Origin of the sequence: Nocardia sp. NPDC004568, from assembly GCF_040609955.1 — a bacterium.
GTDB lineage: Bacteria > Actinomycetota > Actinomycetes > Mycobacteriales > Mycobacteriaceae > Nocardia.
In genome coordinates, this window is sequence record NZ_JBEXLL010000030.1 from 34,898 (window position 1) to 54,167 (window position 19,270).

At 70.3% G+C, this 19,270-nt stretch carries 23 protein-coding genes; 12 read left to right on the top strand and 11 right to left on the bottom strand.

The window, feature by feature from the left end; translation table 11 throughout:
- Positions 1-54: 54 nt before the first annotated feature.
- The 5 genes from ABZV91_RS15945 to ABZV91_RS15965 form a co-directional block, all read right to left on the bottom strand.
- The gene (locus ABZV91_RS15945; RefSeq protein ID WP_355241474.1) at positions 55-537 is read right to left on the bottom strand and encodes a hypothetical protein; all 483 of its coding nucleotides are present in this window, start codon (positions 535-537) and stop codon (positions 55-57) included.
- Between the two features lie 3 nt (positions 538-540).
- On the bottom strand, positions 541-1,467 hold the full coding sequence (locus ABZV91_RS15950) for a PfkB family carbohydrate kinase (protein ID WP_355241477.1): 927 nt from the start codon (positions 1,465-1,467) through the stop codon (positions 541-543).
- On the bottom strand, positions 1,443-2,711 hold the full coding sequence (locus ABZV91_RS15955; protein WP_355241480.1) for a TIR domain-containing protein: 1,269 nt from the start codon (positions 2,709-2,711) through the stop codon (positions 1,443-1,445). Before ABZV91_RS15955 ends, ABZV91_RS15950 begins: the two co-directional genes overlap by 25 nt.
- A gap of 265 nt (positions 2,712-2,976) precedes the next feature.
- On the bottom strand, positions 2,977-3,402 hold the full coding sequence (locus ABZV91_RS15960) for a hypothetical protein (RefSeq protein ID WP_355241482.1): 426 nt from the start codon (positions 3,400-3,402) through the stop codon (positions 2,977-2,979).
- A 357-nt stretch (positions 3,403-3,759) separates the two neighbouring features.
- Entirely contained in the window at positions 3,760-4,371 is a 612-nt protein-coding gene (locus ABZV91_RS15965; protein ID WP_355241484.1) for a M20/M25/M40 family metallo-hydrolase, read from the bottom strand.
- Between the two features lie 80 nt (positions 4,372-4,451).
- On the opposite strand from ABZV91_RS15965, the gene ABZV91_RS15970 reads away from it, so the two are divergent.
- Genes ABZV91_RS15970 through ABZV91_RS15990 form a run of 5 tightly spaced genes read left to right on the top strand, consistent with a single transcriptional unit; the run spans position 4,452 to position 8,072 of the window.
- Positions 4,452-4,934, top strand: a complete 483-nt coding sequence (locus tag ABZV91_RS15970) for a GNAT family N-acetyltransferase (protein WP_355241487.1) — start codon at positions 4,452-4,454, stop codon at positions 4,932-4,934.
- A gap of 56 nt (positions 4,935-4,990) precedes the next feature.
- Complete coding sequence (locus tag ABZV91_RS15975; protein WP_355241490.1) at positions 4,991-5,389, top strand: helix-turn-helix transcriptional regulator; 399 nt, start codon at positions 4,991-4,993, stop codon at positions 5,387-5,389.
- Positions 5,390-5,392: 3 nt separating this feature from the next.
- Positions 5,393-6,190, top strand: coding sequence for a molybdate ABC transporter substrate-binding protein (gene modA, locus ABZV91_RS15980; protein WP_355241493.1), 798 nt, complete (start codon positions 5,393-5,395; stop codon positions 6,188-6,190).
- Positions 6,191-6,222: 32 nt separating this feature from the next.
- Positions 6,223-7,026, top strand: a complete 804-nt coding sequence (gene modB / locus ABZV91_RS15985; RefSeq protein ID WP_355241565.1) for a molybdate ABC transporter permease subunit — start codon at positions 6,223-6,225, stop codon at positions 7,024-7,026.
- Positions 7,023-8,072: an ABC transporter ATP-binding protein gene (locus ABZV91_RS15990; RefSeq protein WP_355241496.1), complete on the top strand. Its 1,050-nt coding sequence runs from the start codon at positions 7,023-7,025 to the stop codon at positions 8,070-8,072. Before modB ends, ABZV91_RS15990 begins: the two co-directional genes overlap by 4 nt.
- Positions 8,073-8,079: 7 nt before the next feature.
- On the opposite strand, the gene ABZV91_RS15995 is transcribed toward ABZV91_RS15990, so the two are convergent.
- The gene (locus ABZV91_RS15995) at positions 8,080-8,490 is read right to left on the bottom strand and encodes a hypothetical protein (protein ID WP_355241499.1); all 411 of its coding nucleotides are present in this window, start codon (positions 8,488-8,490) and stop codon (positions 8,080-8,082) included.
- 122 nt (positions 8,491-8,612) lie between these two features.
- On the opposite strand from ABZV91_RS15995, the gene ABZV91_RS16000 reads away from it, so the two are divergent.
- Positions 8,613-9,482, top strand: coding sequence for a helix-turn-helix transcriptional regulator (locus ABZV91_RS16000; RefSeq protein ID WP_355241502.1), 870 nt, complete (start codon positions 8,613-8,615; stop codon positions 9,480-9,482).
- On the opposite strand, the gene ABZV91_RS16005 is transcribed toward ABZV91_RS16000, so the two are convergent.
- The 4 genes from ABZV91_RS16005 to cobC all read right to left on the bottom strand — a co-directional run bounded on the left by ABZV91_RS16005 (position 9,473) and on the right by cobC (position 13,781).
- A complete protein-coding gene (locus tag ABZV91_RS16005) occupies positions 9,473-10,624 on the bottom strand; it encodes a bifunctional RNase H/acid phosphatase (RefSeq protein WP_355241505.1) in 1,152 nt (383 codons plus the stop codon). The two genes, ABZV91_RS16000 and ABZV91_RS16005, sit on opposite strands and share 10 nt — an antisense overlap.
- Positions 10,625-10,671: 47 nt before the next feature.
- Complete coding sequence (locus ABZV91_RS16010) at positions 10,672-11,409, bottom strand: C4-type zinc ribbon domain-containing protein (protein WP_355241508.1); 738 nt, start codon at positions 11,407-11,409, stop codon at positions 10,672-10,674.
- A gap of 115 nt (positions 11,410-11,524) precedes the next feature.
- Complete coding sequence (locus ABZV91_RS16015) at positions 11,525-12,646, bottom strand: Nif3-like dinuclear metal center hexameric protein (protein WP_355241511.1); 1,122 nt, start codon at positions 12,644-12,646, stop codon at positions 11,525-11,527.
- 91 nt (positions 12,647-12,737) lie between these two features.
- Positions 12,738-13,781, bottom strand: a complete 1,044-nt coding sequence (gene cobC, locus ABZV91_RS16020; protein WP_355241515.1) for an Rv2231c family pyridoxal phosphate-dependent protein CobC — start codon at positions 13,779-13,781, stop codon at positions 12,738-12,740.
- A gap of 43 nt (positions 13,782-13,824) precedes the next feature.
- Here cobC and ABZV91_RS16025 point away from each other — a divergent pair, with 43 nt between their 5' ends.
- Positions 13,825-14,331: a low molecular weight protein-tyrosine-phosphatase gene (locus ABZV91_RS16025; RefSeq protein ID WP_355241568.1), complete on the top strand. Its 507-nt coding sequence runs from the start codon at positions 13,825-13,827 to the stop codon at positions 14,329-14,331.
- Complete coding sequence (locus ABZV91_RS16030) at positions 14,331-15,197, top strand: SURF1 family protein (RefSeq protein ID WP_355241517.1); 867 nt, start codon at positions 14,331-14,333, stop codon at positions 15,195-15,197. Before ABZV91_RS16025 ends, ABZV91_RS16030 begins: the two co-directional genes overlap by 1 nt.
- 314 nt (positions 15,198-15,511) lie before the next feature.
- Here the strand turns inward: ABZV91_RS16030 and ABZV91_RS16035 are convergent, their stop codons facing one another.
- Entirely contained in the window at positions 15,512-16,477 is a 966-nt protein-coding gene (locus ABZV91_RS16035; protein ID WP_355241520.1) for a cobalamin biosynthesis protein, read from the bottom strand.
- A 230-nt stretch (positions 16,478-16,707) separates the two neighbouring features.
- Between ABZV91_RS16035 and sigJ the strand changes: the two genes are divergently transcribed.
- The 4 genes from sigJ (at position 16,708) to ABZV91_RS16055 (ending at position 19,270) form a co-directional block, all read left to right on the top strand.
- Positions 16,708-17,640 carry an RNA polymerase sigma factor SigJ gene (gene sigJ, locus ABZV91_RS16040; RefSeq protein WP_355241523.1) on the top strand — a complete coding sequence of 311 codons (933 nt, stop codon included), beginning with the start codon at positions 16,708-16,710 and terminating at the stop codon, positions 17,638-17,640.
- A gap of 72 nt (positions 17,641-17,712) precedes the next feature.
- On the top strand, positions 17,713-18,228 hold the full coding sequence (locus ABZV91_RS16045; protein ID WP_355241525.1) for a gamma carbonic anhydrase family protein: 516 nt from the start codon (positions 17,713-17,715) through the stop codon (positions 18,226-18,228).
- Positions 18,229-18,402: 174 nt separating this feature from the next.
- Complete coding sequence (locus ABZV91_RS16050) at positions 18,403-18,588, top strand: hypothetical protein (protein WP_039823523.1); 186 nt, start codon at positions 18,403-18,405, stop codon at positions 18,586-18,588.
- 64 nt (positions 18,589-18,652) lie between these two features.
- Positions 18,653-19,270 (top strand): TetR/AcrR family transcriptional regulator, encoded by a 618-nt coding sequence (locus ABZV91_RS16055; protein ID WP_355241529.1) that lies wholly within the window; start codon positions 18,653-18,655, stop codon positions 19,268-19,270.

Here is a 19,270-nt window from a genome sequence, read left to right on the forward strand (position 1 = left end):
GGGCGGCCTACAGGCGTGCGCCGATTTGCGGCCCGAATTACGTTGTAGAGAAACTCATTTGGCTGATCGTCCGGATCCGGGCGGCCATACGATATCCACCGGTATGTGTCTACACCGAGCGGAATGCACTGCCTCCGCTGTGCTGCCGATGTCTCCGGTACCCCCATCCCACACCGCGAGTAGTCGATCGATCTCGGACAGCAGAGCGTTGTTCGCGGCCCTATACGCGGCCTCGCCCGGTTCCTCGAATGCCATCACCCGGACCGCCGCGGCCCGGGCGAGCAGCTTGTCGAAAGTGCCGAGCATCTCGGCGGGGACCGCGTCGTCCCGGTACCGGCGGGCCGGGAGAATGACCTCGAGCCGCCGGCCCACCGCCACCACGGCGGCGGCGAACAGGGTATCCGCGCCGGGCGCAAGACAACTGACCCCCACCAGGTCACCCCGATACGCCCGCAGCCGGGTGGTGATCTCGTCGCGGACGAGATCGGCTGTACCCGGGGCGAGATGGATATGCCCGGTGATGCCGATTCGAGTCATCAGCTATGCCGATTCGGCCAGGAACCGTTTCAGCTGAATACTGTCCGGGATACCGTCGTTGCCGAACACCGCGCATTTCTGTGCCGCGGCCCAGGAGGCGATATCCAGCGCGTTCCCTGTATCCGCGCCCGCGGCGACACACCAGGCAAAAGCACCGTGGAAGGTATCGCCTGCCCCGCAGGAGTCCTTGGTTTCCACCGGGAAGCCACGGTAGCGATGCCATCCGGTGTGGTCGAGGTAGATTCCGCCGCGCGCGGCCTGGGTCGCGACCAGGGCCCGCGGCCGGAAATCTTCGAATGCCCGCAACATACTCTGCTCCAGCGATTGGCCCGGGTTTCGTCCGGCGAAGAATTTCTGGGGTGCGACGAGATAGTCGATCCCGTACAGAAACTCCTCGCTGGACTCCTTGTATCCGCCGGTATCCATGATGATCGGCACCTCCCGGTCGCGGCACAACGCGACCGCGGCCCTACCGAGTACCGGATCGGTGCAGTCGAGCAGCGCGGCATCGGCGGCATCGAACGCCGACGGCACGGCCGCCAAGAACTCGGCATCGGCGCCCGGCTGCGGCAGCCATATCGTGGAACGGGTCCCCCGGTCCGCGGTAACGATCACTGCCGAATGCTGGCTCACCTGGCCACGTTCGAACAGGTTCACGGTCATCGGCTCCGTGCTCAGTTCCTGCCGCAGGACCTGAGCGTGCACACCGCTACCACACATCGCGTACAGGGTCACTCCCCCGTTCCCGAGTCGAGCGGCGGCAATGGCGCCCCGTCCGGCCGGGCCACCGACAACCACCGCGTGCCGGCGGGCCGGATTCTCACTGTCCTCGGCCGGATGGCTGTCCACTACATAGAGGTAGTCGATCGTTGCCATACCCACGACTGCCACCGACGGGGACGGTTTCAGAAGAACCTGCTGACTATCCATTCGCTTCCTGCCTCAGCGGAGATCGGGTAGTGGACATTGTCGAGATCGGCTTCCTCGGCGATACGCCGTGTGGTGACGACGACCGCTCTGGTGTTCCGGCGGAGCAGCGTTGCCGGCACCCCTGCCGTCTCCGGAAAACTGGCCATCTGATGAATGATGCGGGCTTTGCTGGGGTCGAATCCGAGCACCATCAGGCCGGCGCATTCGATCGCCGCGGCCAGTCCGATGGTCACTACGGATCGGGAGGGCTGATTGGGGTCGATATAACGTCGTCCGTGTTCGCTCAACTCGACGATCCGGCAACCGTCGGAGGCGATATCGTCGGGATCGGAATAGGTACCGATCTCATAGCCCAGAACCTCGCCTTCCGGTGAGATCGAAATACCGTGGACGGCAGGTGGGTACAGCCGCAGTACCCGCTGGGTCGTCTGCACCGGATCGGTGTCTTCGCTGATCTGCCCCGACAGCAGACGCAGCTGGCGCGGCTGCGGTCCCAGTTCCCTTTCCGTCAGCGGTTCGATCAATGCCTCGAGCACATGCCGGGTTCGCGACGAATGATGGCGGTTGTAGACACCGAACGTTTCGGTGTCGGACAGGATCGGTGCCGTCCCGAACGGCCTTGGCGCATAGGCATTCGCAATGCGCAGCATGGCGTTGAAGAGCTGCGTCGCGGCACGCCCGGTCGGCAACACGACGCTACGGTGCGGGACATCGTTGGCGATACGGAAGTACATATGCGCCGCGGCCTCAGCGGCCAGTTCCTCGTTCTCGAATGCGACGACACCGGCGGGCCAGCCGGAGACCGGCGCGGGCTCGGTGCCGGGGCGGTCCGCGGCCGGAGCCGGCCCACTGCCTCCGACCGCGGGGTTCTTCAGATCGTGAACCAGGTTTTCCAGCGTGCTGTCCCGGCGATCCAACCAATCCACCCACTGGGTGGGTGAAAGATAGTAGCCGAGCCTTTCCGGCTCGACCTGCTCCAATCGGACCCAGTAGATCGGGATTCCGGCCCGATCCGCGAGCGCGACCTCGCGTTTGACATGCACGCTGGAATCCGCTGAGGCACAGAAGAGAAGGACCAGCGCCGAGGCTTCTCTGATGGCCGCGGAGATCGCCTCGTCCCACTGCGAACCGGGCGGGATATCCCGCGGCGCCCACCAGGTGGAGACCCCCCGGCGCAGAAAGTATCGGGCAATATGCTCGACGACCGTCCGCTTACTACTGTGGTAGCTGATGAAAACGGCCATCGACCTTCCCCTGCTGGTGGCATGAACCATGAACGCAGCCCGGCCGACTCACCGCGACGTTCGGCACCGACGGCATCAATAGTCGCCCGGCCCTGTAGTTTACCCACTTCCAACGCCTACCGGCGTGCGCACAATGGGTCTCCGGCACGGGAGGGCAGCTGCGCTGCTCAGGCGCGCCGACCACGATCGCAGGTCCACACAGCACTCCGCGGATTCCGGGACGACCCGTGGTACTCCGGCGAGCACCGCCGGAATCACCGGGTGGTCAGATCACCACCTCACCCGTGCACGCCGGCACCGGAATGGTGAGCAGACCACGCGTGACGCCCGAAGTGGTGATCTGCACCCGGCCCGGACCACTGTCGAGATCGCGGATCCAGAAGCCGTTCGAATCGGCCAGCGAATTGCGGTAGGTGACATCCGCGGATCCCGTGCGGCCGTTGTCCAGGTTGCGCCATTCGACGTGCAGATCGGTGGTGTAACCGAAGACGCTCTTACTGTCGCCGCTGAGGGTGAACCATCCAGGACGCGCGGTATCGGTACTGACGGTCACGCTGCCGTTGTGCGGTATGTCGACGAGATTCGGGCTGATACTCCAGCAGTTGTTGCCCACGTACTGCGTCCGGGTCTCAGCGGACGCAGAACCCGCTACCGCGACAACCGCGACGGCTCCGGCGACAGCAACGCCCATTGCGACGAATTGTGTACCTGTCACGAAACAAACCCTCCTCGAGATGATTACGCCTCGAGGTGCTCGACCATCACTCCCGCCCGCACCCCTCCGGCCCGACCAGCCTCCGACTCTGACGCAACAGATCCGATCACGCAATCAGCACTGCCCGTTGGAGGGAAGCTCCGGCCCGTGGAAACCGGACAACTGGCGATAGCACCTGCGGTCCGCGTGCACGCGAATGCTGGTTCTCCCTCGGGCACCTTCTTCACCAGCCGTACGAAGGCACTTGCCCCGGATGCGTCGCGTGGCCGCTTCCGGCGGGATCCGTCACACGGTTGGATTGATCCTGTTCGCCGGCTCGCCCACTTTCACCGGTCATGCGCCCGGTGAACGGTGCCGCAACCGCTCCAGGAGGGCGGCGAGCAGCGCGACACGTCCCGGCATTGCCCTCACGTCGACATATTCGTCGCGGGCATGTGGGTGACCGCCCAGCGCACCGAGACCGTCCAGTGTGGGGACACCGATCGCGGCCGTGAAGTTGCCGTCCGAGGCGCCGCCGGACCGCACGGCACCCAGCGTGGCCATCCCGAGTTCCCGCGCCGCCGCCGCGGCCTCGCGGTACAGCCCGCGGCTGCTGGACTGCTCGAACGGCAGCCTGGCGATACCTCCGCTGACCGTCACCGTCGCTCCCGGCAGGCGCGGGGCGAGCGCGAACATGGCCCGGTCCACCTGTTCCAGATCCGATACCGACCACGATCGCGCGTCCACCGAGCACTCCGCGGATTCCGGGACGGTGTTCACCGTGGTACCGCCGGCGAGGACCGCCGGCACCACCGAGGTGTCCCCGGAGGCCAGGCCGGCGATCGCGAGGATCTGATGTGCCAGCTCGACACCCGCGTTCACCCCGAGCTCCGGCTCCAGTCCGGCATGGGCCGCCCGGCTGTGACACGGGGACGGCCCGAACCGTATCCGGCGCGTTGTACGCATTCTCTCCGCGGCGCTGCCGAGCCCTACCCCCGTGCCATATATCCGTTGCCGTACAGCGGTACTCTCCGCACCATCGGAGCATGTGGATACGACGGATCGGACCGGAGGACTGGCGCGTCGCACGCCTGGTCCGGTTGGACGCGCTGGCCGGATCGGCGCCCGGCACCTTCTCCACCAGCCATGCGGAGGCGCTCACCTGGGACGAATCGCGATGGCGCGAGTGGACCGCCCGGCGCGATCCGTTCTACGTGGCCGGAACCGACACGGGGCCGGCGGGGTCGGCGGGGGCGATCGTCACCCCGGACGGTCCCGAACTGGTGTCTATGTGGACCGCGCCCCGGGCACGCCGCACCGGAGTGTCGGACGGGCTGGTGCGCGCCGTGATCGAATGGGCGACACAGGCCGGTCACCCGAACTTGCGGTTGTGGGTCCTGGCGGGCAACCGGCCGGCCGAGCAGCTGTACCTGCGCAACGGGTTCACTCCCACCGGGGCGAGCACACCGTGTGCCGAGGACGATCCCCGGCCGGAGAACGAGATGATCCTGGCGCTGCCGACCGGTTGAGAGGTTCGCCGCTTCTCCCGCCCGAGTTCCGCATATCCGGCTATATACTCCACATCGTGACGTATCTGCGGATCAAGGAAGCCGCCGGGCTGCTCGGAGTCAGCGATGACACCGTGCGACGCTGGATAGATCAGGGGCGGCTCCCCTCGGTCCGGCTGGAGAACGGGCGCAAGGGTGTGCGGGGCCGCGATCTGGCCGAATTCGCGCGGCAGCACGCCGAGGCACCCGACCCCGGGGTGACCGTGGCGGCCTCGGCCCGCAATCGGATGCGCGGGATCGTGACCCGGGTGGTCACCGACACCGTGATGGCGCAGGTGGAGATGCAGGCCGGGCCGTTCCGGCTGGTCTCCCTGCTGAGCCGGGAATCGGTGGACGAACTCGGTATCGAGGTGGGCAGTGTGACGGTCGCGTCGGTCAAGTCGACGCATGTGGTAGTCGAGATCCCGGAGAGTTGACGAATGACGACGACTGTAGGGCGCGCCGTGCGCCGGCTGGCTCCGGTGGCCGTGCTGATGAGCGTGCTGGCGGGTTGCGCCGGCCAGGACTCCGGCGACGGCTCCGGCGAGTCGGGCGACGGGATCAGCGGCACGGTGACCGTTTTCGCCGCGGCCTCGCTCACCGAAACCTTCACCACCCTCGGCGAGCAGTTCGAGCAGGCCCATCCCGGGGTCGATGTGGTGTTCAGCTTCGGCGGCAGTTCGGCGCTGGCCGAGCAGATCGAGCAGGGCGCGCCGGCCGATGTGTTCGCCTCCGCCGCGCCACGCAATATGGAGCAGGTGATCGAATCGGGCGATATCACCGCCGGACCGATCACCTTCGTCGGCAACCGGCTCGAGATCGCGGTGCCCGTCGGTAATCCGGGCAGTATCAGTGGGCTCGCCGATTTCGGCCGGCCCGAACCGCGGATCGCGCTGTGTGCCGAGCAGGTGCCCTGCGGTGCGGCCGCCGACACGGTCTTCGCCGCGGCCGGGGTCACCCCGCGACCCGATACCCGCGAACCCGACGTGAAAGCCGTCCTGACCAAGGTGACGCTCGGCGAGGTCGACGCCGCGCTGGTGTACCGGACCGACGTCCGGGCCGCGGGCGACGAGGTCACCGGGATCGAGTTCCCGGAATCGGAGAAGGCGATCAACGACTATCCGATCGCGCCGGTGGCGCAGGCGCCCAACCCGGCGGCGGCCGCGGCGTTCGTCGATTTCGTCCTGTCACCGCAGGCGCGCAGGGTCTTCACCACGGCCGGTTTCGATACGCCGTGAGTGTCGGCCCGGTACGGCGCCGGGCGGCGGCACTGCGCCGGCGTCGCGCGATCCGGGGGCGGCGGCCGATCGTGCTGGTCGCGCCCGCACTGCTGGGGCTGGTGTTCCTGATCGTTCCACTGTCCGGACTGCTGGTCCGGGCACCGTGGCGGGATCTGCCCGAGCGGCTGGTCTCCGCGGAAGTGGGCCAGGCGCTGCGTCTCTCGCTGGTGTGCGCGAGCCTGGCCACCGTGGTGTGCCTGGTACTGGGGATACCACTGGCCTGGCTGCTGGCCCGCGGTGATCTGCCCGGCCGCGGCCTGGTGCGGGCGCTGGTCACCGTCCCCTTGGTGCTGCCGCCGGTGGTCGGCGGAGTGGCGCTGCTGCTGGTACTCGGCCGCCGTGGGCTGGTGGGCCGGTATCTGTACGACTGGTTCGGGGTCGCGCTGCCCTTCACCACCGGGGCCGTGGTGGTGGCGGAGGCGTTCGTGGCGATGCCCTTCCTGGTGATCTCGGTGGAGGGTGCGCTGCGCGGCGCCGATCCGCGCTATGAGGAGGCGGCGGCCACGCTGGGCGCTTCCCGCTGGCTGACCTTCCGCCGGGTGACACTGCCCTCGATCCTGCCCGGTGTGGTGGCCGGGACGGTGCTCTGCTGGGCGCGGGCGCTGGGCGAATTCGGCGCCACCATCACCTTCGCCGGTAACTTTCCGGGCAAGACCACCACCATGCCGCTGGCGGTGTACCTGGCGCTGGAAACCGACCCGGCCGCGGCGATCGTGCTCAGCCTGGTGCTGCTGCTGGTCTCGGTGGTGGTACTGGCCGCCCTCCGGGAACGCTGGCTGCGGGGAGTGCTGTGACGCTGACGGCCGAGCTGCGGGTGACCCGCGGCGATTTCGCCCTCGATCTGGACCTGCGACTCGCTCCGGGCGAGGTCGTCGCCCTGCTCGGCCCCAACGGCGCCGGAAAGACCACCGCCCTGCGCGCCCTGGCCGGACTCACCCCGCTCACGGCGGGATCGATTCGGCTCGACGACCGGATATGGGATGCGCCGCCCGGAGCCTTCGTGCCGCCCGAGCGCCGTTCGGTGGGCGTGGTGTTCCAGGACTATCTGCTCTTCGCCCACCTCGACGCACTGGAGAACGTGGCCTTCGGTCTGCGGGCGCGCGGCGCGCGGCGGGCGGCCGCCCGCGAACGAGCCGCGCACTGGCTGGACCGGGTGGGGCTGGCCGAGCACACACGCGCCCGGCCGCGGACCCTGTCCGGTGGTCAGGCGCAGCGGGTCGCGCTGGCCCGGGCGCTGGCGGTCGAGCCGGAACTGCTGCTGCTCGACGAACCGCTGGCGGCGCTGGACGTGGCGACCCGGGTCCGGGTGCGCTCCGAACTCGCCCACCATCTCGGCGACTACCCCGGCCATGCCCTGCTGGTCACCCACGACCCACTCGACGCCATGGTGCTCGCCGACCGGCTCGTCATCGTCGAGGGTGGGGTGATGGTCCAGCAGGGACCGCCCGGCGATGTGGCCCGGCGACCCCGCTCCGACTATGTGGCGGAACTCGTGGGACTCAACCTCTTCCGGGGGATCGCGGCGGGCACACTGGTCCGGCTCGACGGCGGCGGTGAGCTCACCGTCGCCGAACCGGCCACCGGCCCGGTACATCTCACCTTCGCGCCGTCCGCGGTCGGCCTGCACCCGCGGCGACCCGACGGCAGCCCGCGCAACACCTGGCCGGTGACGGTGGCCGGTCTCGAACAGCACGCCCATACGGTACGGGTCCGGCTCGACGGGGTGGTGCCGGCGCTGGCCGATATCACCCCGGCCACCGTGGCGGATCTGCGTATCCGGCCGGGATCGGAGTTGTGGGCGGCGCTGAAGGCCACCGAGATCCACTGCTACCCGGCCTGATATCCGGTCACCCGGTGATCCGCCGCAGACCGGTGTATTCCAGCGCCGCGAACACCGCGACGACGAGCGCGCCGACCAAGACGAAGGCCACCCCGGCACCGGTGAGCTCGAGTAGACCGGAGAACGGCAGGGCGAGCAACCCCAGCACACAGACCGAGTTGAACGCGACCACCCCCGTCGCGTGCCGCGGCGAGATGACCGGGTATCCGGCGATCAGCAGCAGGGCCAGACCACCACCGAGCATCGCGACGCCGAAGGGGATCGACCACGAGGTCGGGAAACCCAGGGGGTCTCGCAGCGGTACGGCACCGGCGAGCATCAGGACACCGAAGACACCGGTGCCCCAGCCGTCCAGGCGCAGGGTGCGGCGCATCAGGTCGTCGGACGTCGTGGGTGCGGACAGGGTGGCGGTGGTCATGATCGTCTGCCTCTCGGATCGGCACGGGCGGTTCCGTTCCCGACTGTGCCGCCGCGCGGTCAGCGGTTCAATGACCTCCGAGGTCATGGTCACCGCGCACCTGCCCCCGATACGCTCACGGTATGGAGGTACGTGCGGACGGGAAGCCGTCGCGGGTCGGTGCCCTGGTGCGGGAATGGCGGCAACGGCGGCGGCTGAGCCAGCTGGATCTGGCGCTGGCGGCGGGTACCTCGGCCCGGCATCTGTCGTGTGTGGAGACCGGGCGCTCGGCGCCGAGCCGGGAGATGGTGCTGCGCCTGTCGCAGACGTTGGAAGTCCCCCTGCGGGAACGTAATACGCTGCTGGTCGCCGCCGGGTACGCGCCCGCCTACCAGGAGAGCAGCCTCGACGACGCCCACCTCGCTTCGGCGCGGGCGGCCCTGGAGCATATGCTCGCCGCCCACGAGCCCTATCCGGCGGTGGCGGTGGACCGCTGGTGGGACGTGGTCACCGCCAATTCGGCCTTGCTGGTACTCACCGACGGCGTGCCCCTGCACCTGCTGGCCGACCGGCCGAATGTCTACCGGCTGGTGCTGCATCCCGAAGGCCTTGCCGCCCGGCTCGCCAACCCGCGCCAGGTGCGCGAACAGTTACTGGAACGGCTGGCCCGGCAGTCCGGTACCACCGGCGACCCCCGGTTGCGCGATCTCTACGACGAGGTCAGCGGATATCCGCCGGTCTACTCCGACCTCGAGGAGACCGACGGTACCGATTCCGGTCCGTTCCAGGTCCCGCTCCGGGTGCGCACGCCGCACGGTGAGCTCTCGCTGTTCGGCACCATGGCCACCTTCGGTGCCCCGGCGGACGTGACGCTGTCGGAGCTGGCGGTCGAATTCTTCTATCCGCTCGACGAGTTCACGGCCCGGTTCCTCCGGGACCGGGCTCCGGTGCGCGCACGAGCCACTGTGTTATCGGCCGGTACCCGGGCCGACCCGCGAGCGGCTCACAGGTAGCTCGTATCGTTGACCAGCCGCACCGACGAACCGCCGTCCGGATAGAACTCCGCGAGCGAGAGCGACGCCAGATCCAGGTGCAGTCGGTAGAGCAGCGAGGGACCGACTCCCAGCGCCAGCTGGAGCAGCGTTTTGATCGGCGTCACATGGCTGACCACGACGACATTCGCTCCGGGATACCGCGCGACGAGATCGCGGCGCACCGCCTCCACCCGCTCCCGGACCGCGTCGAAGCTCTCGCCGCCGGGGGCCGGCAGCGACGGGTCGCCGAGCCAGCGGGCATGCAGCTCCGGATCGCGTTCGGCGGCTTCCCGGAAGGTCAGCCCTTCCCACTCACCGAAGTCGGTTTCGGTGAGACCGTCGACGACTCGGACCTCGATACCGAGCGCCACGCCCGCCGCCTCGGCGGTTTCCCGGGCCCGGCCCAGCGGGGAGGTCACGATCGCGGCGATATCGCCCTTGGCGGCCAGCATTTTCGCCGCCCGGGCCGCCTGTTCCCGGCCCACGGCGGTCAGCGGCGGGTTGCCGCGCCCGGAATAGCGCCGCTGCACCGACAACTCGGTCTGGCCGTGCCGCACGAGCAGCAGCCTGGTGGGGCGACCGGCCGCACCGGTCCAGCCGGGCCCGGGTCCGGACAGTCGGGCCGACGCACTCTGGGAATCCACGGCCGGATCGGCGGCCTCGGCGGGCGGCGTGGTAGCCGGGTCGGCCGCGTGCACCTCCTCGACCAGCTTGCCGTCGTCCATGGCCTCGTTGGCCAGCCGGTCGGCATGGGAGTTCTCCGCGCGCGGAATCCAGCGGTAAGTCACCTGGTCGAAGTCCGCCGCCAATCGGCGCGCGCGATCGGCGAGCGGAATCAACGCCGCGTGCTTGATCTTCCAGCGACCCGACATCTGCTCGACGACGAGTTTGGAGTCCATCCGCACCGTCACCACCCGGGCACCGAGCTCGGCGGCCGCCTCCAGTCCGGCGATCAGCCCGCGGTATTCCGCGACATTGTTGGTCGTGACGCCCAAGGCCTCCCGACGTTCGGCGAGCACGCCCACCCGATCCGCGTCGAACACCACCGCCCCGTAGCCGGCCGGCCCCGGGTTGCCCCGGGAGCCCCCGTCGGCCTCGACGATGACCTCGCGCACGCTCATTTCGGCCTCCCGCTCCCGCTACGCGGACCCCGCTGTCCGGTGCGGTCTCACAATCCGGATTCTTTGGTTCGCACCAGCACCGCACCGCATTCCGGACAGCGCACCACCTGTTCGGGCGCGGTCTTCGCGATCCGGGCGATCTCGCCGCGGTCCAGTTCGATCCGGCAGGCTCCGCAGCGCCGGGCCTGCAGCAGCGCCGCGCCGATACCGTGCGCGGCGCGCTGCCGGTCGTAGATCGCCAGCAGCTCGTCCGGGAACGCGCCGACCAGTTTCGCGCGATCGGTTTCGCAACGCTGCTGGGCGACGTCGAGGTCGGCGACTGCCTCGTCGCGGCGGCCGCGCGCGGCGGCGAGTTCGGTCTCGGTGCGGTCCAGCCGGGCACCGGCGTGCTCATGGTCGGCGGCGGAAGCCTCACGGCGTTCCATCACCTCGAGCAGATCGTCCTCGAGGACCGATCGGCGGCGTTCCAGGCTGGTCAGCTCGTGCTGCAGTTCGGACAGCTGTTTCGCCCCGACCGACCCCGCTTCCAGGACGCCGCGGTCGCGGTCCTCGCGTGTGCGGACCGCCTCGATCTCACCCTCGAGTTTGCGGATATCGCGGTCGAGATCGTCGAGCACGATCTCCACGGCCACCGCCGCGTCCTTGTGCGCGTTGCGTTCGGCCTCGAATCGGTCGACCTCCTGCTGTTCGGGGAGGACGCTGCGCCGGTGCCCGATCCGGGTCAGTTCGGTGTCGACCTCGGCGAGACGCAGCAGTCGGGCCTGAATCGATGGTTCGACATTCAACGCGAACGAACTCCCTGCACGCTGTGGACGGATAAGAAGGTCCACCGTACTCCGCGCGGCGGCGGCGGTGTCGCCGACGGGTCCGAACCCGCTGCCGGGTGCCCGGGTGCCGCCGTCAGCCGCCGCAACCGACCGTCCACGGATCGGTGCGCACCGTGGAAACCCGCGTCTCCAGGTCCGGCAGTCCGTTCCGGACCACCGCGGCGGCCTGGGCGCACCAGGGGAACTCGGTCGCCCAGTGGGCCGCGTCGATCAACGCGGGACCCGGACGGCGCAGATACTCGTCGGCGGGGTGGTGACGCAGGTCGGCGGTGAGGTACGCGTCGACGCCGCAGCGGGCGGCGGTCTCGAGCAGCGAGTCACCCGCACCCCCGCAGACGGCCACGGTGCGCAGTATCCGGTCGGGATCGCCGGCGGCCCGCACCCCCCAGGTCGTGGCCGGGAGGGCGGCGGCCGCGCGGGCGGTGAACTCGCGCAGGGTCAGCGGTTCGGCGAGCGTGCCGATCCGGCCCAGGCCCTGGTGCCCGGTGAGCGCGGCGCGTTCGGTCACGTGGAAGGCGGGTTCCTCGTAGGGATGCGCCGCCCGTAATGCCGCCAGCACGGCGGCTCGGGTTCCGGCGGGGGCGACCACCTCGAGCCGGTCCTCGGTCACCCGGGCCAGTTCGCCGACCGCCCCGATCGCCGGGTTCGCACCGTCCAGCGGCCGGAACTGACCGGCCCCGGTGGCCCGCCAGGCGGCCTCCCGATAGTCACCGGAACCCCCCGCGCCCGCGGCGAACAGTGCCGCCAGCACCGCGTCGGCGTGCTCCGGCGGCACCTGGACCGTCCATTTGTCCACCGCTGCCAACGGTTTCGGGTCCAGCGGACCCGTGACCGTCAGGCCGAGGGCCGCGGCGAGGGCGTCGGAGACGCCGGGGTCGGCCGAATCGGCGTTCGTATGCGCGGTGAACAGGGCGCAACCCGCGCGGATCAGCCGATGTACCAGCGCGCCCTTGGGCCGGTCGGCCGAGACACTGTCCACACCGCGCAGCAGCAGCGGATGGTGGGCCACCACGGCCTGGGCGCCCCACCGCACCGCCTCGTCCACCACCGCGGCGGTGACATCGACGGCGAACAGCACCCGCTCCACCCCCTCCGCGGGATCACCGCAGACCAGACCCACCGAATCCCACGGTTCGGCCAGCCGCGGCGGGTAGGCCGTCTCCAGCGTCGCGACGAGTTGGGCAAGGGTGGCCACGGCACACCTTTCTCTCGGGAGTTCTCGGGTGGGTCGGCGACAATCATGTCGCGCGCACGCGGATTCGGCGCGGTGGGCCCGCCGCCGGGCGCTAGACCAGTCGCCCGGCGTTACCCAGCGCGGTCACCAGGCGATCGACATCGGCCGGCGGCCGCACCGCCACCCGCACATGCTCGGGCCCCAGGCCCGGGAAGGTATCGCCGCGCCGCACCGCGATCCCGTGCCGGCGCAGGTATTCGCGCAGGATCTCCCCGTGCTCCACCTCGAGCAGCAGGAACGGTGCGTCCGCCGGTGTCCGCACCACGACCCCGGCGCCGAGCAGCCGCTCGATCATCGCCGCGCGGTCACCACCGATTTCCAGCGCCCGCGCCGCGCTCTCCGCGAGAGCACGCGGCGCCGCGGTGGCGGCGATCGCGGCGAGTTGCAGCGTGCCCACCGGCCAATGCGCCCGGCCCCGGACCAGTTGCCGGAGCACCTCGGGCCCGCCGAGCAGGTAGCCGCACCGCAACCCGGCCAGCGCCCAGGTCTTGGTGAGGCTGCGCAAGACCAGCAGCCCCTCCCCCGCCTCGCCGGCCAGCGACTCCGTCTCCCCGGGCACCGCGTCCATGAAGGCCTCGTCCACCACCACGACGCGCCCGGGCCGCAGCAGCGCGCGCACGACCTCGGCCGGATGCAGGACGGAGGTCGGGTTGGTGGGGTTGCCGAGCACCACCAGGTCGGCCTCTTCCGGGACCAGGGCGGGGTCCAGGGCGTAGGGCGGTTCCAGCAGCACCCGGTGCACCGGGACCCCGGCCTCGCGCAGTGCCAGCTCCGGCTCGGTGAACGACGGATGCACCACCGCCGCCAGCCGGGGCGACAAGCGCGGCAGCAGCGCGAACCCCTCGGCCCCGCCGGCCAGGGGCAGGACCTGGTCGGCCGCGAGCCCGTGCCGGGCCGCCACGACTTCCCGGGCATGCCGCTCATCGGCGGCGGCCGGGTACCGGCCCAGCGAGTCCAGGGCGGCGACCAGCCGGTCGCGTAGCCAGCGTGGGGGCGCGGTGCCCTGGACGTTCACCGCGAAATCGAGCAGACCCGGCTGGGCTTCCACATCACCGTGATGACGCAGCCCGGCGAAATCGACATGTTCGGTGAGCATGAGACGCACCCTACGTGGCGCGCGGGTGGACCGACCCGCCAGAATGGCTGTCGTGGGTGAGCTGCACATATCGTTCGTCTGTACCGGCAACATCTGCCGATCGCCGATGGCGGAGAAGATCGCGCTGGCGCATCTGTCCCGGGCCGGGCTCGACGACCGGGTCCGGGTCAGCAGTGCGGGCACCCACGACTGGCACACCGGATCCGACGCCGACCCGCGCACCACCGAGACCCTGCGCCGCCACGGCTACCCCACCGGGCACCGGGCCGCCGGTTTCGGCGCCGACCACGCCGACGCCGACCTCGTGGTCGCGATGACCACCGAGCACGACCGCGCCCTGGCCGTCCGCGGTATCCCCTTCGAACGCCGCCGCCTGCTGCGCAGTTTCGACCCGCATGCCGACGGCGCCGACGTCCCCGATCCGTACTACGGCGGCACCGCCGGGTTCGAACTCGTCCGCGAGCAGATCGAGGCCGCGATCCCGGGCCTGCTCGCCTGGGTCCACGCCGCACTCGCCGCCAGAGCGCCCGTCACCGGCGGTGCGGCCTGATGCGCCGCCTGACCTTCCTGCTGCGCCCCGGCTGGCTGATCCTGGCCGCGGTGGTGGTCGCGTTCGCGTACCTGTGTTTCACCGTGCTGGCCCCGTGGCAGCTCGGCAAGAACGAATCCACCTCCGAACGCAACCAGCTGATCGCCGATTCGGTGCACGCCGATCCGGTGGCCGTCACCGAGGTTCTCGACGGCGCGGCGGCGGGCGCGGCCACGGAATGGCGGAAGGTGTTCGCCGAGGGCGCCTACGTACCCGACTCGACCGTGCTGGTCCGATTGCGGCATCTCGACGGCGCACCCGGTTTCGGTGTGCTGTCCGCGTTCACGCTCACCGACGGCCGGACCCTGCTCGTGGACCGCGGCCTGGTGGCCGCGGTCGACGGCTCGCAGCCGCCGCCGATCGACCCCGCACCCGCCGGCGTGCAGCGGATCGAAGGCCGTGTCCGGGTCTCCGAGAACGTCGACCCGCAGCGCGCACCCACGGTCCAGGACGGCGTGCCGCACGTCTATTCCATCGACGTCCCGCAGGAGACCACTGTCCTGGGGCTACCCCTCACCCCGCTCCCGGTCGGTGAGCGTGGCGCCTACCTACAGCTGTCGCAGGACCAGCCGGGCGCGTTCACCCCGGTACCGCTTCCCCAGCTCGACGCCGGGCCGTACCTCTCGTACGGGCTGCAATGGCTGGCGTTCGGCATCATGGCGCCGCTGGGGCTGGGCTATTTCGCCTGGGCCGAGATCCGCGAACGTCGTAAGCAACGCCCCGCGAAGACCGCGCCCGATCCCGACGACGAGCCGCGTCCGGCCGACCCCGAACCCGTCACCGCCGAGGCCCGCCTGGCCGACCGATACGGCCGCACTCGCCCCTGACCGTCGCCGCCTGCGCGCCGCGGTCGCAGCCGGACGCACGACGACTCGCCGAGGCCGTACCGGGTCGGCGCTGTCCTGGGCGCCGCCCCGGGCCGGATATCCCGAGCGCCGCATATCGGTGCGAGAAGAGGCCGACTCGGGCCCCGGCCGACTGCCGCACTACGCGAGCAGAACCTGAGCCGCTCCTACTGATCCGCTCCACCGGTCGCAGGTGTGTGACGCAGACGCGCGGCCGTGGAGCCGTAACAGCCGGGGCCGCGACAACGCCCTCCACCCGCTCGTGGTACCTCGTCCTGGCTGTCGGAACTCGCGAGCTACCCGGTCCGAGCGCGGGCGCGACGGGCGCGCATCCGCTCCCGCAGCGCCGCGCCCGACACCGCGAGCGCCGCCGCCGAGACCACCGCGGCGTACTGCACCAGTTCGGACAGTCGCACCGCCCGCCGCAGATCACCGACCGTAGGTGCCGGTCCCGCACCCAACTCGGGTCGCTGCTCGACCCCGTGCCGGTACTCGGTGCGCCCGCCGAGGCGCACCCCGAGCGCTCCGGCCGCCGCCGCCTCCACCACCCCGGCATTCGGGCTCGGGTGCTTTCCGGCATCCCGGTGCCAGGTCCGCAATACCGCGCCGGGCCTGCCACCGACCAGTGGCGACACCAACGCGGTGAGCAGCCCGGTCGCCCGGGCGGGCAGGAGATTCGCCAGATCGTCCACGCGGGCGGCCGCCCACCCGAAGCGCCGGTAGCGCGGGTTGCGGTAACCGATCATGGCGTCGAGGGTGTTCACCGCCCGATACCCCAGCAGCCCGGGCACACCGGCCAGCGCGCCCCACAGCAGTGGCGCGACCGCCGCGTCGGACGTGTTCTCGGCAATGGATTCCAGGGCCGCCCGGGCCAGACCGTCCGCGTCCAGGGCCGCCGGGTCACGGCCGCACAGGGCGGGCAGCAGTTCACGAGCGGCGGCGAGATCCCCGGTGCCGAGCCGGTCGGCCATCAGCTCCCCGGTCCGCGCCAGACTGCGGCCCCCGAGCACCGTCCAGGTCGCCGCGGCCACCGGTATCACCCCGCCCCGGCGCAGTGCCGCGCCCAGACCGACCACCGATCCCACCAGCAGCAGTTCGTGTACCACCCCCGCCCGGCGATGGTCGGCGTAGGTCACCGTCTCCACCGACGCGGCCACCATGCCGAACCCCGCCACCGGATGCCCACGCCGCGGGTCCCCGACCGCCCGATCGATGGCGAACCCGATCAGCAGGCCCGCCGCGGTCGAAACACCCTTGTGCACCGGGTGAGCGTATCCAGCACCGCCCGGCTGTCCCTGCCGGGGACGGCCGGGCCGGGTTTCCCACGGCCGGTGTCCGCGCCGCCCGGGTGCGACCGCCGCGGCCGGATACGGTCGTCACCACACCGTCACCGGCGTCCGGAGCGCACCGATGTCACACCTGGGGCGCCCCCGTCGTCGACTCGGCGAGACCATTGCCCGCCCGCCGGGCATCGACCGAACGAGGAACAGCAGTGACCGACCGAGAAGATTCCGCCGAGCTGGCCCGGCGTTTCGAAGAACTGCGCCCGTACCTGCGCCGGCTCGCCTACAGCACCCTCGGCAGTCTCGCCGACGCCGACGATGTGGTGCAGGAGGCGTGGGTGCGGCTACAGCGGCAGCAGGAATCGGGCGCCGCGCCGATCGACAATCTGCAGGCGTGGCTGACCACCGTCACCGGCCGCCTCGCCCTCGATCAGCTCGGTTCGGCGCGCGTGCGGCGCGAACAGTACGTGGGTGAATGGCTGCCCGAACCCGCGGTGACGGACTGGGAGGATCCCGCGGACCGGATCTCCCAGGACGAACGGGTCACCATGGCGCTGCTGGTCGTCCTGGAATCGCTGTCACCGGCCGAACGCACCGCGTTCGTCCTGCAGGACGTGTTCGGAATGTCGGGCCCGGAGGTCGCCGAGGTGGTGGGCCGCACCCCCGCCGCGGTCCGCCGGCTCGCCTCGCGCGCCCGCAAACGGGTCGAGGACGGCACCCCGCGCTTCCCGGCGTCCCCGGACGAACAGGAGAAGGTCGTCTCGGCCTTCGCGGTGGCCTGGCGGTCCGGCGATATGAGCGCGCTGCTCGGCGTCCTGGACGACCGGGTGACCCTCACCGCCGACGGTGGCGGCAAGGTGCCCGCCATCCGCAAACCGGTCACGGGCGCGGAGATCATCGCCAAGATGCTGCTCGGCTGGTACAGCATCCCCGCCGCGACGGGCGGCTGGGGCCGGACCATCGAGGTCAACGGCCTGCCCGGGCTGCTGGTGTTCGACGGTCAGCACCACGGGGTGTTCTCCTTCACCGTCGACGACGGCCGGATCACCGCCATCCACGTCGTCCGCAATCCGGACAAGCTGCGTGACCTGCCCGCCGACGCCCGGCCCGAATGGATCCTGCGTGACTCCGGCGAGCGTTGAGGCCGCCCCGCCGGAGCCGCCCGGTCTCCACCGCCTCGCCGGTCGCCGGAACGGGCGGGTTAGGTTGCGTATATGAGGATCGAAGTCAGTGGCCACCGGCCCGAGATAGACGAGACCGCGTGGATCGCCCCGACTGCGAACGTGATCGGCCGGGTGCAGCTCGGTGCCCAGGTCAGTATCTGGTACAATGCCGTCCTGCGCGGTGACACCGAGCTGATCACCGTCGGGGAGCGCAGCAATATCCAGGACGGCTGTGTACTGCACGCCGACCCGGGTTTCCCGGCCACCGTGGGCGCCGGGGTCTCGGTAGGGCACAACGCGATCCTGCACGGATGCACCATCGAGGACGACTGCTTGATCGGAATGGGGGCGACCGTGTTGAACGGCGCGGTGATCGGCCGGGGCAGCCTCATCGCGGCCAACGCGCTGATCCCCGAGGGCGCGCAGATTCCGCCGGGTTCGCTGGTGGCCGGTGTGCCGGGCAAGGTCCGCCGCGAGCTCACCGCGGAGCAGCAGCGCGGAGTGGAACTCAATGCCATGGTCTATCTGCACCATATGTCCGAGCACCGGTCGGCGAAGGAGATCTGAGGCCGCCACCATCCGGACACGTTATTGGACAAGCGTCCAGTAGGTGGCTGATACCATGGAAAAACGTATCCGGGGAGACGGGTTGACCCGAAATCCGCTGTCCTGCAAGGCGTCGGCGTTTCGGGCGACCCGTACAGGTGGGCACGGCGACGTGCCCGGCAGGAGGTATGACGGGTGGCGTGCGAGCAGTCCGAAACGCGCCGGTCGACCGGGCGGGTGAGCGTGGCCGATATCGCCGCGCAACCGGGAGGTATCGAGGCGCTGCGGCGCAGAGTCCACGAACTGCGCTCCCGGGGAGTCGATTTCGCGGCCAACGCGATCGAGCACGAGATGGCCGAACTCGATCTGCCGCGGGAGTGATACCCGGCACGAAACCAACGCGCAGGTCACCGGCGCATCCGGTGTCGGATAAAGTGTGAGGACCATGTCGCCCGTACCGCCGATTCTGCAACGCATCCTGGCCGAGCCACCCGCCGACAGCGGGAAAGTACTCGACAGCGCACTCTCGGCGTTTCTGGATTTCGGGATCAAACGCACCAGCATGGGCGAGATCGCCCGCCGCGCCGGTATCAGCCCCGCGACCCTCTACCGCCGCTTCGAATCCAAGAACGACCTGGTCGAAGCCGTCACCGTCCGAGAGGCGCAGCGTTTCGTCACCAAGATCGACAACCAGGTGCGCACGGTGGCCGGCTCCGAGGATCAGCTCGTGGAGATCTTCGTCGCCTTCATCTCCGCCATCGCCGGCAATCCGCTGCTGATCCGGCTGCTGCGCACCGAACCCGATCTCGTGCTGCCCAGGCTCACCACCGAAGCGGGCCCGATCCTGGCCGTCGGCCGCACCTACCTGGCCGCGAAACTGCGGGAACTGCACGACAGCGGCAACGATTTCGATCCGGACCTGGTCGCCGAGATCATGGCTCGCCTGGCGCTGTCGCTGGCCCTGACCCCCGACGGCCTGATCCCCATCCAGGACGAGGCCGCTGGCCGCGAATTCGCCCGCCGAACCCTGCTGCCCATGGTCGCCTGGCACAGCCCGAGCTGA